We start from the raw sequence: 12,772 nt of genomic DNA on the forward strand, positions 1-12,772 counted from the left end.
CTCGTTGCCGTAAAATCTAGAGTTTTCGATACAACCCAATTTTAGGTATAGAAGATTATGGTCGTTATTCGTTTGTCTCGCGGTGGCTCAAAGAACCGTCCGTTCTACAACGTAGTTGTTGCTGATTCTCGCAATCGTCGTGACGGCCGTTTCGTAGAGCGTATCGGTTTCTACAACCCAGTTGCTCCAGAAGGTACAGAAGCATTGCGTATCGACGGTGAGCGCTTGGCTTACTGGCGTGGTGTTGGCGCGCAAGTATCTGATACCGTTGCTCGCCTGATCAAGCAGAAGTAATCTGCAACAGATACGATACGGTGGTTTAGTTAGTGATGAATAGTTCATCCAAAACGTCACCGTCTGCGATCGCCCCGACCGACCTTGTGCCAATGGCTAAGGTCGGTTCGCCTTTTGGTGTTCGTGGATGGGTGCATGTATTTGCTGATACAGAAACGCCTGAAAGTCTACTTGACTACACGGAAGTGTGGCTAGGTAGTGATGGTGCGTGGCGGCAATATAAAATTGAAGATGCCCAGTTGCATGGCAAAGGTATGGTAGTAAAGTTCTTGGGATGTAATGACCGGGATCAAGCCTTTGTGATGCGAAACTTAGATATTGCTATTCCTCGGGAAGAACTTCCTGAAGCAGGCGATGATGAGTTTTACTGGACGGACTTGATCGGCATGCAAGTGCAAAATCTTGCAGGACAATCTCTTGGTGTCGTTGATAACTTGATGGAATCAGGTGCTCACGATATTCTGGTTGTTAAAGGTGAAAAACAGCGGCTAATCCCGTTTGTGAAAGATATTGTTTTAGAAGTCAAAGAAAGCGATCAGCAAATTATTGTTGATTGGGGTCTTGATTACTAAATGCATTTTGACGCCATTACACTATTTCCAGGAATGTTTGAGTCATTTACTGGGTCTGGTATTGTCAGTCGTGCTTTTAAAAAGCAGCTTTGTCATTTTCAAGCATGGAATCCAAGGGATTTCGTTGAGGATGTGCATAAGACAGTAGATGATCGCCCTTATGGTGGCGGACCAGGGATGGTGATGCTCTCTGCCCCGCTTGAAATGGCGGTGATGGCAGCAAAAGAAAAGCAAAGGCAGTCTGGGGTAGAGAAAAGCCATGTGGTGTATATGTCGCCACAAGGTAAAGTGCTCAACCAAGACGTTGTCAATGATTTGCTAACCAAGCAAGGCATCATCCTGATCGCAGGGCGATACGAAGGTGTTGATGAGCGATTTATTCAACGTCAGGTAGATGAAGAAATCTCCATTGGGGATTATGTTCTTTCTGGTGGTGAATTGCCTGCAATGGTATTAATGGATGCGGTGATCAGGCATTTGCCTGGTGTGTTAAATGATAAACAATCGGCTGTGGAAGATTCTTTTTTTTCCGGTTTATTGGATTGTCCGCATTACACCCGTCCTGAAGTGTATGAAGGAATGAAGGTGCCAGATGTTTTGTTATCTGGTAACCACAAAGAGATCAATCGCTGGCGATTGAAACAAGCGCTTGGTAGAACTTGGCTTAGACGGCCAGAGTTGCTTGCCAAGCGTGCTTTAACTAAAACGGAGTCTGGGCTACTAACCGAGTTTCAAGCAGAAACAAAGTGAACTACTTTGCCAAATGGCGGAGTAGTTTTGGATTGTCCATAGTAGGAACAAGATTTCTTTATCTGGAATGATAAAAAATGGATCTGATTCAAATTCTTGAACAAGAAGAAATTGCACGTTTGAACAAAACTATCCCTGCATTTGCACCTGGTGATACCGTTTTGGTACAGGTAAAAGTGAAAGAGGGTAACCGCGAACGTCTACAGGCTTATGAAGGCGTGGTTATTGCTAAGCGTAACCGTGGTTTGAATAGCTCATTCATCGTTCGTAAAATTTCTTCTGGTGAAGGCGTTGAGCGTACATTCCAAACTTACTCTCCACTAGTTTCTTCTATCGAAGTTAAACGTCGTGGCGATGTACGTCGTGCGAAACTGTACTACCTACGTGAGCGTTCAGGTAAGTCTGCACGTATTAAAGAAAAGTTGCCAGCTCGTAAAGTGGCGGTTGCAGCTGCAGAATAATTTCTGTCGTTGTAGATTAAAAAACGCGAGTCAATACTCGCGTTTTTTTTTGCCTAAAGCGTTGTTGATTTTAGTTAATTTGAGAGTTGTGTTAGATTTTATTCCATTGTTATTTTGGGTGCGTCTTGTTATGCGATATTTAAAATGGTTATTGATTACTAGTTCTGCTTTAACGATTAATTCGCTTCATGCCGAAGAGAACGGCTCCGAATATTTGCTAAAGCAAAACTTACCATTCTCTACATTGCAAACACTAAAAGCACCTCTGAATGCATCCGCACCGAAAAATCAGTCAGCGCTATTATTGGGTGCCTATGTCAAATTGAAGCAGTGGAGCAATGCGCTTGAGGTCGTGAACTCAAGTCCAGGTGTAATTACTGATAACCCAGATGATTCATTGAAAGTAATCACCTTCTTAATTGATTCTGATGAAATAGCTGCTCAGCGCTATTTGGCACAGGTAATGGCAAATGAAGCAACGCTTACAGTTTCCCAGAAACAATCGGCTGCGCAAGCGCAAATACTCTTACTCATCAAGATGGGGCAGCCTGATGAGGCAATTAGAGAGGCTCGGCGGCAAGTCGCGCTTGGTAACCCAGTCCCTGTAGATTGGATTTTGCCTGCAATGGTCATCGCCGTTCAACATAAGACAGACTTAAATACGCTCACTAGTGTGCTGCAAGAACTAAAGGCACCTGCGTTTTATTTGGCTGTTGCCAATTGGCGTCAGGGCTATGTAGGTGATGAAGTACTAAAAAGCGTGTTAACTAAAGAAATTGAATCTAATCAACCAGTTATATCTTTGAGAAAGCTGGATTTCTATATTTGGCTGGCGCAAACCCTGCAAGATGATGAGTTGCAGTACAAAGCGCTAGTAATGAAGCTGAATCTGGCTAACCCTTTAGATGAAGCTTCAAAATTTGCAGCAATACAGGCTTTGCAGCAAATTGGGGAACGACAAGCAAATAAGTTAATGCTGCTGGAAGGTGATAAAGAAGCTTGGTTGCATGAGCTAAAAGATGGTGCGTCAATTAATGCGGTTTGGATTAAAAATACGTTGCTGAGCAAATTGGTGTTGGATACGAAGGCCCAAAATGTGCAAGGGGATGAGTTTGCTTTAATCATGCAAGGCTTTGAAGATAAAACCATCTTGCAATGGCGATTGGCTCGCATGGTTGCTCCCAATTATTCTGAATGGATCAGCAATTTGTCTGCTGCATCTTTGGTTCGGCTCAGCAAAGGCATTTCAAATACAGAAGCCTCGGCAGCAGAGAAGTTGCTGGTCTTAACAACGCAAGTCAACGTAATGCCCGTTGAAGATAGAAGTGCATACCTTTCTATTGGAATGGAAGCAAATGTCGGTCAAGGATTAATTACCCAGATTCAGCGTTGGATAGAGAGTGATGGAGGGATTGGTGAGAAAAATATTGGCTTTCTAAAAAAATCACTTTCAGCCATTCAGAGGACGTCACCCGACTTAATGCCTAGCTATTGGCGTTTAATTCAGGATAAATCGAGTGAATTACTGAATGATAAAGTCACGCCTAACGTAATTGAAATGGCTGCCATGGTTGATGACTGGCAAACTGTAATTGCGATGTCAGGTAAGCTCATGGCAGAGACAGGTGGCCATTTGCCTCCAAACGTAGCTACATTGTACCGTCTTGGTTTAATGCGACTTGGACAGTCTGAGGAGTTAATTCAGTTTGACTTGCTTCAGCAAAAAATGGTGGTAAACAAGTCAAAGCAAAATAACGTCGCTTCAATCACACCTAAAACAAAGAAATAAAGACATTACATGACGCTAGCTACTGATTTGGCACACAAGTGGATTACTCCCTTTATGCGCTCATTGAGATTAGAGAGTGGACTTAGTGAAAATACTTTAGAAGCCTATAGACGAGACCTTGTGTTGTTTTTCGAGTTTCTAGAGCAGGGGGCTGCTGATCTTTTGGTCGAAAAAGTAACTGCAAATAATATCGAACATTTTATGCAGGAGCGTCTTGGTAAAGTCAAAGCAGCTAGTGTTTCAAGGGAGCTCTCTGCCGTTAGACAGTTTTATATATACCTTCAAAAAGAAGGCTTGAGAGAAGATAATCCTGCTGCCAAGGTTTCAATACGGGGAATTCCACGGTCAATTCCAGTTTCAATTTCTGAAGAGGAAATGAAACGAATTTTAGACTATCCAGATACGTCTACCCCGCTAGGCATGCGCGACTCCGCGATGTTCGAACTCATGTATGCAACTGGATTGCGAGTGTCTGAGATTATTGGTTTGACGGTGAATCAAGTAAATATAGCGGATGGCATGCTTAGAGTACTTGGAAAAGGAAAGAAAGAGCGGATTGTGCCTCTAGGTGAAATTGCCGCCAAAAAGGTTGCTGCATATCTCGAGGATGGGCGTATTAAACTCGTGCAGAACACAGTACAAAAATGTTTGTTTGTTTCAAGCCGTGGAGAACCAATATCACGGCAATATTTTTGGCAGTTAATTCGCTCTGCGGCGATCGCGGTGGGAATTAATAAAAGCGTCTCCCCACATGATTTGAGGCATGCGTTTGCTACGCATTTGCTAAACCACGGAGCAGACTTGAGAGTGGTGCAAGTTTTGTTGGGACATGCAGATATTTCAACGACAGAAATTTATACGCATGTCGCGAAAGACCGATTGCAGGCATTGCATGCAAAGCATCACCCACGTAAATAGTGAGTGTTGGCTGTATCAGACAGCTAGTTATATACCTGTTGTCGAATAAGCCTACTAATAAGATCTGAAATGCGCAATCCTTTTACTTCGAGGTTGGAAGCTGATAGGATTCGTGCACTGCAATATCCCCCCTTCAAGATAATCATTAAATAGGAAACGTTGCATGAGTAGCAATGCAAACGGACACCGCACACAAGGTGTTGGAGCTTTGGTTCTTGGCGCAATTGGTGTGGTTTACGGAGACATCGGTACCAGTCCTCTCTATACGCTAAAAGAATGTTTTGGTGGTAGCCACAAAATCCCATTTTCGCCTGACAGTGTGTACGGCATTTTGTCCCTCATTTTTTGGGCATTAATGATCGTCGTCTCAATTAAGTACGTCATCTTTATTATGCGAGCAGACAACAATGGCGAGGGCGGAATTTTAGCGCTGATGGCACTCGCTTTAAGAGGTACCGAAAGAACCAGAACAAGATGGTTTTTGATGGTGCTGGGTATCTTTGGCGCGTCCATGTTCTTCGGCGATGGCATGATTACGCCCGCTGTGTCCGTGCTATCTGCCGTTGAGGGGTTAACACTCATTAACCCTGCGCTTGAACATTATGTGCTGCCTGTTGCGATTGCAGTGTTGATCGGTCTTTTTGCGATTCAGCGATTTGGCACTGCCAGTGTGGGTAAGCTATTTGGCCCAATTATGCTGCTATGGTTTGGTGCGTTAGGTGTATTGGGTCTCACCGAAATTGTCTCCCACCCAATGGTGCTAAAAGCACTTAACCCGTATTACGCAATTACCTTTATTGTAGAGCACAAAATTCATGCATTCTTTGTGATGGGATCTGTTGTGCTTGCCATTACTGGTGCAGAAGCTTTATATGCCGATATGGGGCACTTTGGAAGTTTCCCAATCCGTGCTGCTTGGTTTGGATTTGTTTTGCCTGCATTGGTCTTAAATTATTTTGGCCAAGGTGCGCTGATTATTAATGACCCAACCACAGTGGTAAATCCATTTTACCTACTAGTGCCAGAGTCAATTCGTTGGATGATGATTATCTTGGCAACGTTTGCAACGGTAATTGCTTCTCAAGCGGTTATTTCCGGTGCGTTCTCTGTTGCAAGGCAGGCGGTTCAATTAGGGTATTGCCCAAGACTAGATATTTTGCATACCTCTGAACAAGAAATTGGACAAATCTATATTCCATTCATCAACTGGTTGTTGATGCTAATTGTTATCTTGCTGGTCGTTTCGTTTAAGTCTTCAAGCAACTTGGCCGCAGCATATGGTATTGCAGTAACAACAGAAATGGTGATGGCAACGATCTTAACGTTCGTAGTGATGCGCCGCATCTGGAAATGGCATATTGGTTTAATTAGTGTTGGTATTGCTTTGCTGCTAATTGTTGATTTGACCTTCTTTGCTGCAAACGCAATTAAGATTCCTGAGGGTGGTTGGTTCCCACTTGCTATTGGTGCAGTGACTTTTACATTGTTAACTACATGGAAACGTGGACGTGAATTACTGTTTCAGCGTTTGTCTGAAGATGCGTTGCCATTAGATATGTTTGTTGAAAGTGTTGGCGCACACCCTCCACACCAAGTGGAAGGGACTGCTGTCTTTATGACAGGAAGTCGGACTGGTGTCCCACATGCACTACTACATAATTTAAAGCACAACAAAGTACTTCATGAAAGAAATGTGCTACTGACGGTGGCTACTGAAGATGTGCCTTATATTGAAGAGAAGGATCGCTTAAAAGTAGAGTCATTGGGCTATAATTTCTGGAGAATAGAAGCAACTTATGGCTTTAAAGAAGAGCCAGATATTCACCAGATTTTAGGTCTATGCGAGTCAATGCACGAACTTTCGTTTGATATGATGGAAACATCATTCTTCTTGGCGAGAGAGACGCTAATTGCTAGTAAAGTTCCTGGCATGGCGATTTGGCGAGAAAAACTGTTCGTCTGGATGTCAAAGAACGCTACGAAAGCAACAGACTTCTTTAAAATTCCAACCAACCGTGTGGTTGAACTTGGTACGCAGGTCGAGTTGTAAACTGCTGCGATGTGAAGATTGATGATCATCTGAAATAGATGTTCTTTCAGGAGTTGTGATGAATAAAGCCGTTTATGCAGGAAGCTTTGATCCGCTCACCAAAGGGCATCTCTGGATGATCGAGCAAGGTGTGAAGCTATTTGACGAGTTGATTGTCGCTGTTGGTATCAACCCTGATAAGAAATATACCTTTACCCGCAGCGAGCGTTTAGACATGCTCAAGGAGTCCACTCAGCATTTGCCAAACCTAAGGGTTGATTCGTTTGATAATCAATTCTTAGTGAATTATGCACGTGCACAGGGTGCTCAGTATATTTTGCGAGGTATCCGAACAAGTAGTGATTATGAATATGAGCGCAACATGCGTTATATTAATGATGACTTAGTACCCTCTGTAAATACTATTTTTCTTATGCCTCCGAGAGAAATTGCAGAGGTAAGTTCAACAATGGTGAAAGGGATGGTTGGTCCTGAAGGATGGGAGTCCATTCTTGGGAAGTATGTGCCTGAAGCTGTTCTTGAATTATTTAAAGCTAAAAACCTAGATAGATGAAACCTTCCATTCAAATTCCTGTGAGCAACGAAGTCGTTGCTGCAATCGATATTTCTCCATTACGTAATCGCTTATTAAAGAATAGTAAGCACTGGGCAAAATGGGCGAAACGGCAAGATATTAGTTGTTATCGCATTTACGATAAGGATATCCCAGAGTTTCCTGTTGCAATCGATCTCTATGAAGATCGTGTGTGTATTCAAGAGTTTGATACCGGTTGGAAACAAACCGAAGAAGAGCATTTGGCATGGGGGGCTGCTGTTAAGCTGGCCGTAATAGAGGTGCTTGGGCTTCCTGAGTCAAATGTTTGGTTTAAGTTACGTCAGCGCCAAAAAGGCGAATCTCAATATGAGAAGACCGGGGAAGTTGGTGAGGATTTCGTTGTTAATGAAAGTGGATATAAGTTCTGGGTGAACTTAGGCGCTTATTTAGATACGGGATTGTTTTTAGATCATCGACCAACTCGGATGAAGGTAGGGCAGTTGGCTAAAGGGAAGCGCGTCCTGAATCTTTTTGCTTATACAGGGAGTTTTTCAGTTTACGCAGCCATGGGGGGCGCTATTTCTTCTGAGACGGTTGACTTGTCGAATACTTACCAAGCGTGGACGGCGAGAAATTTTGAGTTAAATAACATCTCTCCTATCCAACATAAAATGACACGAGCAGATGTGTTTAGTTGGTTACGTGATGCGGTCGATGAGCGTAAGCAATTTGATATTATCGTCTTAGATCCGCCAAGCTTTTCAAACTCTAAAAAAATGCTAGGCATCTTAGACGTACAACGAGACCATCCTTGGATGATTCGCCAATGCCTATCCCTGTTAGCTAGAGATGGCGTTTTATTCTTTTCTAATAACCTTCGATCTTTTGAAATGGACGCGGGAGTGGTTGCGATGGCGGATGTGAAAGACGTTACCTCCTCGAGTATTCCTGAAGATTTTCGTAACAAAAAAATACATCAGTGCTTTGAAATTCGTCATCGATAAAGGCGGCGTTCCGCCTTTATCTAGCACCATTTAGAGCCCTATTTTCATACCAAGTAACACCGAAATCCCGATAATCGCAAAAATAACCGCTGCAATAGCGTGGACGACTTTAGGTGAGAATTTCTTCACCGCAATTTCACCAAATAATACAGCGGGAACGTTTGCAATCATCATGCCAAGCGTAGAGCCAACCACAACTGCTACAACCGCATGATACTTAGCGGCAAGTGCGACAGTGGCAATTTGGGTTTTATCTCCCATCTCCGCAATAAAGAAAGCAACGATGGTAGTTCCGATGATACCTAGGCTCTCTTTAATGGGGGCATCTTCATCAATTTTATCCGGGATTAATAACCACGCAGCCATCGCAATAAAGCCAATGCCTAAAATCCATTTCAGTGTGACAGGAGAAATTAAAGCGGTTAACCATTGGCCAACTGCAGCAGCAAATAAGTGATTGACAATAGTGGCTAGAAAAATGCCAAGAATGATTGGTGTGGATTTTTTATAACGAGCAGCCAAAAGAATGGCCAGTAACTGGGTTTTATCCCCGACTTCTGCTAGTGCAACAACACCAGTAGAGGTAAGAAAAGCTTCAAGCATTTGAAAGTCTCCCAGAGCCGCAACGTAACCATTGACCCTGCCGCCGCGGCTCTGAACGAGACGGACATGGGTCAAAGGTCTTGCCAGTTCTGGTCTGCTGTGCAGATTGAGAATGCTTGTACCATGCCATGTGTGGCAAGTGTGTTGATACAAGCCCCTGTAAAACAGGTCGGCTACTCCCCAAAGACTTCTAGATAATAACACTTCTTATTTGGTTATACTAGAGGTTGCTGGTTTGTGTATTGTTAAAATGAATGCTGGGTAGGGAATGAAGAGTCTTAAAAAAGCGGATGTGGTTGTGATTGGTGCAGGTGCTGCTGGCATGATGTGCGCAGCTGTGGCCGCTGCAAAAGGTAAGCACGTCATCTTAATTGATCATGCGAGTAAACTTGCAGAGAAAATTCGTATTTCTGGCGGTGGGCGATGTAACTTCACCAATTTATATGCAAGCCCAGCGAATTATATTTCTGAAAACCCGCGCTTTTGTCGTTCTGCACTTGCTCGCTATACGCCTCAAGACTTTCTAAAGCTGTTAAGTCAGTATCAAATTCGGTGGCATGAGAAGCATAAAGGTCAACTGTTTTGCGATGACAGTAGCCAGCAAATTATTGATATGCTGGCTGATGAATGTGACAAGGCTGGAGTGAAGTGGTCGATGGAAACATCTGTTCTCAATATTGATCAGAGTGAAGCTGGCTGGTTGGTTGAAACCTCTGCAGGGTCAATATTGGTCAATAGCATCGTCATTGCAACAGGGGGAATGGCTATTCCTAAAATTGGCGCAACAGATTTTGGCTTAAAGTTAGCGCGACAATATAAAGTAAAAGTGGTTGAACCTAGGCCTGCATTAGTGCCTCTGACATTCGCCCAAGATGTATGGCAGCCCTTTGTTGAATTGGCTGGTATTTCGTTGGAAGTAAATATTCGTTCCTCCTCCGGTGGCGAGTTTAGAGAGGACTTACTTTTTACTCATAGAGGGTTATCTGGCCCAGCGGTATTACAAATTTCATCTTACTGGCAGCATGGTGATGCGCTCTTAATCAATCTTCTCCCTGAGGTTGATTTATCTTCATGGTTAATTGAACGTAAACTTGGCTGTAAACAACAAATTAACACAGTGATGTCCGAGTTATTACCACGTCGTTTACTAGATTTTTGGTTATCCAAGCATGGTTTGATGAATAAAGTATTAGCTGATATTTCTGATAAATCACTGAGACAATTGGGGCAATCGCTTAATCAATGGGCTGTCATTCCAAATGGGTCTGAGGGGTTTAAGAAGGCGGAAGTGATGCGGGGTGGAGTGGATACGAAAGAGTTAGACTCTAAAACCATGATGGTCAAGAAGCTAGAAGGCCTTTATTTTATCGGTGAGGCTGTAGATGTGACGGGTTGGCTAGGTGGCTATAATTTTCAGTGGGCTTGGGCAAGCGCCCAAGCCGCAGGACAAGCTGTTTAATTTGATTTTGGCTTGACCAAAATTTGGGCCGCCAATACGCCGGCTTCAAATAGTAGCCACAGAGGGATTGCAAGCATTAGTTGAGAGGCAACATCTGGTGGAGTGACAATGGCTGCAATGACGAAGGACCCTACAATAATGTAGGGTCTTGCTTCTTTTAATTGCTTAATTTTGACGACGCCGATCTTTGCCATCAGCACTACCGCTACTGGTACTTCAAAAGTCAGTCCAAACATGAAGAACATATTGAGAATAAATTCAAAGTAGGTGCCTGAGTCTGGCGTCCATCTCATATTCGGCGGGAGAATGCTGGCGATAAATTTAAACACCATGCCAAATACAAAAAAGTAGGCAAAGCACATGCCAACTAAAAATAAAATGGTTGCCGAAACGATAAATGGAAGCAGCAGTTTCTTTTCATGTGCGTATAGACCTGGAGCGATAAATGCCCAAATCTGAAACAGGGTGTGAGGCAGGGTAACCACAAAGGCTACCAATGCAGCAATTTTCATCAAAACGACAAAAGGAGAAGTAATACCCGTAGAAATTAATCCACCGGGTAAGAACTTCATCAGTGGCTGTGTCAGGATTTCGTATAAATGCTCGGAGAAATAAATTGCAATGCAAAAGGCGATAGCAAATACGGCCAGTGTTTTGACTAGTCGATTTCGTAATTCAATTAGGTGGGAAAGCAAGCTTTCTTGTGGCAGGTCGCTCATGCTTGTTTTTCGTTGGCTGTAGGCGTGGCAAATAAGTCTAGTTGACCATCTGCATCTGCGGTTTGAACGGTTGTTTTTGTAGTCGAAATAGCGGCAGGTTGAATATCTTCTTTTACATCTGACGCTTTGTTCTCTTCTAATACTTCTTGCGCTGGCATAGCATTTGGTTTAATCGCTAATTCAGCAGCAGACAGGTCTTTTTTGTCTTCTTCGTTTTCGATTTTTGTTTCTGTTTGTACTGTAGATAATGCTGTTGCTTGTGAGATTTCATTTGTATAAGTCTGAGCCGCTTCTGAAAGTTGCTGCTCAGCTTGGTGTAATGGGGCAATAAGTTGTTGCCCTACCTCTTGTAGATTGCGCGTCGTTTCTTCATGGATTTTTCGCAACTCTGCTAATTCACCCTCTCTGGCTAACTCTTGCTTGAGGTGAGATGCATGTTGCTGAATTTGACCAACAATTTTACCGATTGTCCGGGCTACTTTGGGTAAGCGTTCAGGGCCAAGAACGAGCAGCGCCACAACAAATATAATTGCTAGCTCGCCAAAACTAATGTCAAACATTTACCCAACCTCGGCAACAAGTTATTAGAACGAAAAAGGTAATCAAAAAAGATTAGTCTTTTTTGTTCGCTTCACCTTCGATGGTTTTTCCGGTTTCTTTAGATTTTTCATCATCAGTGCCGTTCATTCCATCTTTAAACCCCTTTACTGCACCACCAAGGTCTTTACCAATATTTTTTAATTTGCTAGTGCCAAAAATCAGTACAACAATGACTAATACGACTAATAAATGTTGAATGCTTAAAAAGCCTTGTTGGCGTTTGTAATTTGATAAAGCGGTTTTCATAAAAATCCTTAATGACTAGCTAAATTATCAGTCTATGACTGAATGTTTAATTTGACGCAGGACCGCCACCATAAACATGAACATGAAGGTGGAACACTTCTTGTCCGCCAGCTAAACCCGTATTGATATTGGTTTTAAATCCGTCATTCAAACCAAGTTCCTTCGCCAAAACAGGTACTTTGGCCATCATTTTGCCAAGCAGTTCCTGATGTGAGTCGTTTACTTCCAATAGGGAGGAAATATGTAACTTAGGAATGATTAAAATATGAACTTTTGCAGCGGGGCGAATGTCATGGAAGGCAATCATATCGTTATCTTCGTAGACTTTCTTTGCAGGAATATTTCCGTCTACGATTTTGCAAAAAATACAATCGCTCATGGGGTTCGCTCTCTATAGGATGAGTGGTCGGTGTACCGTAATCGCTTATTCTTTTCTTGCTGCTTTTTCTACTAGGCCAGAAAGTCCTTCGCGTCTTGCCAATTCTTTGGTGATATCTTCTGGACTTAGATTGTGCTGCGCCAATAGCACCATGGTATGAAACCAAAGATCGGCGACTTCATAGACAATGTGCGCTTTGTCTTGGTCTTTTGCTGCTAGAACGACTTCTGTCGCTTCTTCACCGATTTTTTTCAGAACTGCGTCAGGGCCTTTAGAGAATAATTTGGCAACGTATGAGCTATCTGGTGATGCTTCTTTACGTGACTCAATTGTTTCTGCCACTCTAGATAAAATATCTTGGTTATTTAACGCAGTCATCTAAAAACTCTAGTG

General features: G+C 43.0%; 16 protein-coding genes and 1 riboswitch. Of the genes, 10 read left to right on the top strand and 6 right to left on the bottom strand.

Annotated elements, in window-relative coordinates:
* The first annotated feature begins 57 nt into the window (after nucleotides 1-57).
* The 9 genes from rpsP to LIN78_RS08830 all read left to right on the top strand — a co-directional run bounded on the left by rpsP (nucleotide 58) and on the right by LIN78_RS08830 (nucleotide 8,373).
* A complete protein-coding gene (gene rpsP, locus LIN78_RS08790; protein WP_227180423.1) occupies nucleotides 58-294 on the top strand; it encodes a 30S ribosomal protein S16 in 237 nt (78 codons plus the stop codon).
* A gap of 35 nt (nucleotides 295-329) precedes the next feature.
* A complete protein-coding gene (rimM, locus tag LIN78_RS08795; RefSeq protein WP_227180424.1) occupies nucleotides 330-866 on the top strand; it encodes a ribosome maturation factor RimM in 537 nt (178 codons plus the stop codon).
* Nucleotides 867-1,616, top strand: a complete 750-nt coding sequence (gene trmD, locus LIN78_RS08800; RefSeq protein ID WP_227180425.1) for a tRNA (guanosine(37)-N1)-methyltransferase TrmD — start codon at nucleotides 867-869, stop codon at nucleotides 1,614-1,616.
* A 77-nt stretch (nucleotides 1,617-1,693) separates the two neighbouring features.
* Complete coding sequence (gene rplS / locus LIN78_RS08805) at nucleotides 1,694-2,077, top strand: 50S ribosomal protein L19 (protein WP_227180426.1); 384 nt, start codon at nucleotides 1,694-1,696, stop codon at nucleotides 2,075-2,077.
* A gap of 130 nt (nucleotides 2,078-2,207) precedes the next feature.
* Nucleotides 2,208-3,866 (top strand): hypothetical protein, encoded by a 1,659-nt coding sequence (locus tag LIN78_RS08810; RefSeq protein ID WP_227180427.1) that lies wholly within the window; start codon nucleotides 2,208-2,210, stop codon nucleotides 3,864-3,866.
* Nucleotides 3,867-3,875: 9 nt separating this feature from the next.
* A complete protein-coding gene (xerD, locus tag LIN78_RS08815) occupies nucleotides 3,876-4,784 on the top strand; it encodes a site-specific tyrosine recombinase XerD (RefSeq protein WP_227180428.1) in 909 nt (302 codons plus the stop codon).
* A gap of 163 nt (nucleotides 4,785-4,947) precedes the next feature.
* Nucleotides 4,948-6,834, top strand: a complete 1,887-nt coding sequence (locus tag LIN78_RS08820) for a potassium transporter Kup (RefSeq protein WP_227180429.1) — start codon at nucleotides 4,948-4,950, stop codon at nucleotides 6,832-6,834.
* A gap of 58 nt (nucleotides 6,835-6,892) precedes the next feature.
* A complete protein-coding gene (gene coaD / locus LIN78_RS08825) occupies nucleotides 6,893-7,387 on the top strand; it encodes a pantetheine-phosphate adenylyltransferase (RefSeq protein WP_227180430.1) in 495 nt (164 codons plus the stop codon).
* Nucleotides 7,384-8,373, top strand: a complete 990-nt coding sequence (locus LIN78_RS08830) for a class I SAM-dependent methyltransferase (protein WP_227180431.1) — start codon at nucleotides 7,384-7,386, stop codon at nucleotides 8,371-8,373. Before coaD ends, LIN78_RS08830 begins: the two co-directional genes overlap by 4 nt.
* Nucleotides 8,374-8,403: 30 nt before the next feature.
* Here the strand turns inward: LIN78_RS08830 and LIN78_RS08835 are convergent, their stop codons facing one another.
* On the bottom strand, nucleotides 8,404-8,976 hold the full coding sequence (locus tag LIN78_RS08835) for a TMEM165/GDT1 family protein (RefSeq protein ID WP_227180432.1): 573 nt from the start codon (nucleotides 8,974-8,976) through the stop codon (nucleotides 8,404-8,406).
* A 4-nt stretch (nucleotides 8,977-8,980) separates the two neighbouring features.
* Nucleotides 8,981-9,170: riboswitch (yybP-ykoY riboswitch) on the bottom strand.
* Nucleotides 9,171-9,244: 74 nt separating this feature from the next.
* On the opposite strand from LIN78_RS08835, the gene LIN78_RS08840 reads away from it, so the two are divergent.
* Nucleotides 9,245-10,435 (top strand): BaiN/RdsA family NAD(P)/FAD-dependent oxidoreductase, encoded by a 1,191-nt coding sequence (locus LIN78_RS08840; RefSeq protein WP_227180433.1) that lies wholly within the window; start codon nucleotides 9,245-9,247, stop codon nucleotides 10,433-10,435.
* Here LIN78_RS08840 and tatC read toward each other — a convergent pair.
* From tatC to LIN78_RS08865, 5 genes are read right to left on the bottom strand one after another with little or no spacing between them, the layout of a single operon-like run.
* Complete coding sequence (gene tatC, locus LIN78_RS08845) at nucleotides 10,432-11,154, bottom strand: twin-arginine translocase subunit TatC (RefSeq protein ID WP_227180434.1); 723 nt, start codon at nucleotides 11,152-11,154, stop codon at nucleotides 10,432-10,434. The two genes, LIN78_RS08840 and tatC, sit on opposite strands and share 4 nt — an antisense overlap.
* Nucleotides 11,151-11,714, bottom strand: coding sequence for a Sec-independent protein translocase protein TatB (gene tatB, locus LIN78_RS08850; RefSeq protein ID WP_227180435.1), 564 nt, complete (start codon nucleotides 11,712-11,714; stop codon nucleotides 11,151-11,153). The genes tatC and tatB overlap by 4 nt, the downstream gene beginning before the upstream one ends.
* 52 nt (nucleotides 11,715-11,766) lie before the next feature.
* Entirely contained in the window at nucleotides 11,767-12,000 is a 234-nt protein-coding gene (gene tatA, locus LIN78_RS08855) for a Sec-independent protein translocase subunit TatA (protein WP_227180436.1), read from the bottom strand.
* 46 nt (nucleotides 12,001-12,046) lie between these two features.
* On the bottom strand, nucleotides 12,047-12,379 hold the full coding sequence (locus LIN78_RS08860) for a histidine triad nucleotide-binding protein (RefSeq protein WP_227180437.1): 333 nt from the start codon (nucleotides 12,377-12,379) through the stop codon (nucleotides 12,047-12,049).
* 45 nt (nucleotides 12,380-12,424) lie between these two features.
* Nucleotides 12,425-12,757 (bottom strand): phosphoribosyl-ATP diphosphatase, encoded by a 333-nt coding sequence (locus LIN78_RS08865; protein ID WP_227180438.1) that lies wholly within the window; start codon nucleotides 12,755-12,757, stop codon nucleotides 12,425-12,427.
* Nucleotides 12,758-12,772 lie beyond the last annotated feature (15 nt).

It is taken from the genome of Leeia speluncae, from assembly GCF_020564625.1.
GTDB lineage: Bacteria > Pseudomonadota > Gammaproteobacteria > Burkholderiales > Leeiaceae > Leeia > Leeia speluncae.

Excerpts from the sequence above, each read along its gene's own strand:
- LIN78_RS08865 (WP_227180438.1), bottom strand. The coding sequence starts at position 12,757 with ATGACTGCGTTAAATAACCAAGATATTTTATCTAGAGTGGCAGAAACA.
- tatB (WP_227180435.1), bottom strand. The coding sequence starts at position 11,714 with ATGTTTGACATTAGTTTTGGCGAGCTAGCAATTATATTTGTTGTGGCG.
- tatC (WP_227180434.1), bottom strand. The coding sequence starts at position 11,154 with ATGAGCGACCTGCCACAAGAAAGCTTGCTTTCCCACCTAATTGAATTA.
- rplS (WP_227180426.1), top strand. The coding sequence starts at position 1,694 with ATGGATCTGATTCAAATTCTTGAACAAGAAGAAATTGCACGTTTGAAC.
- LIN78_RS08840 (WP_227180433.1), top strand. The coding sequence starts at position 9,245 with ATGAAGAGTCTTAAAAAAGCGGATGTGGTTGTGATTGGTGCAGGTGCT.
- LIN78_RS08860 (WP_227180437.1), bottom strand. The coding sequence starts at position 12,379 with ATGAGCGATTGTATTTTTTGCAAAATCGTAGACGGAAATATTCCTGCA.
- xerD (WP_227180428.1), top strand. The coding sequence starts at position 3,876 with ATGACGCTAGCTACTGATTTGGCACACAAGTGGATTACTCCCTTTATG.
- LIN78_RS08830 (WP_227180431.1), top strand. The coding sequence starts at position 7,384 with ATGAAACCTTCCATTCAAATTCCTGTGAGCAACGAAGTCGTTGCTGCA.
- LIN78_RS08820 (WP_227180429.1), top strand. The coding sequence starts at position 4,948 with ATGAGTAGCAATGCAAACGGACACCGCACACAAGGTGTTGGAGCTTTG.
- trmD (WP_227180425.1), top strand. The coding sequence starts at position 867 with ATGCATTTTGACGCCATTACACTATTTCCAGGAATGTTTGAGTCATTT.
- rpsP (WP_227180423.1), top strand. The coding sequence starts at position 58 with ATGGTCGTTATTCGTTTGTCTCGCGGTGGCTCAAAGAACCGTCCGTTC.
- rimM (WP_227180424.1), top strand. The coding sequence starts at position 330 with ATGAATAGTTCATCCAAAACGTCACCGTCTGCGATCGCCCCGACCGAC.
- tatA (WP_227180436.1), bottom strand. The coding sequence starts at position 12,000 with ATGAAAACCGCTTTATCAAATTACAAACGCCAACAAGGCTTTTTAAGC.
- LIN78_RS08835 (WP_227180432.1), bottom strand. The coding sequence starts at position 8,976 with ATGCTTGAAGCTTTTCTTACCTCTACTGGTGTTGTTGCACTAGCAGAA.
- coaD (WP_227180430.1), top strand. The coding sequence starts at position 6,893 with ATGAATAAAGCCGTTTATGCAGGAAGCTTTGATCCGCTCACCAAAGGG.
- LIN78_RS08810 (WP_227180427.1), top strand. The coding sequence starts at position 2,208 with ATGCGATATTTAAAATGGTTATTGATTACTAGTTCTGCTTTAACGATT.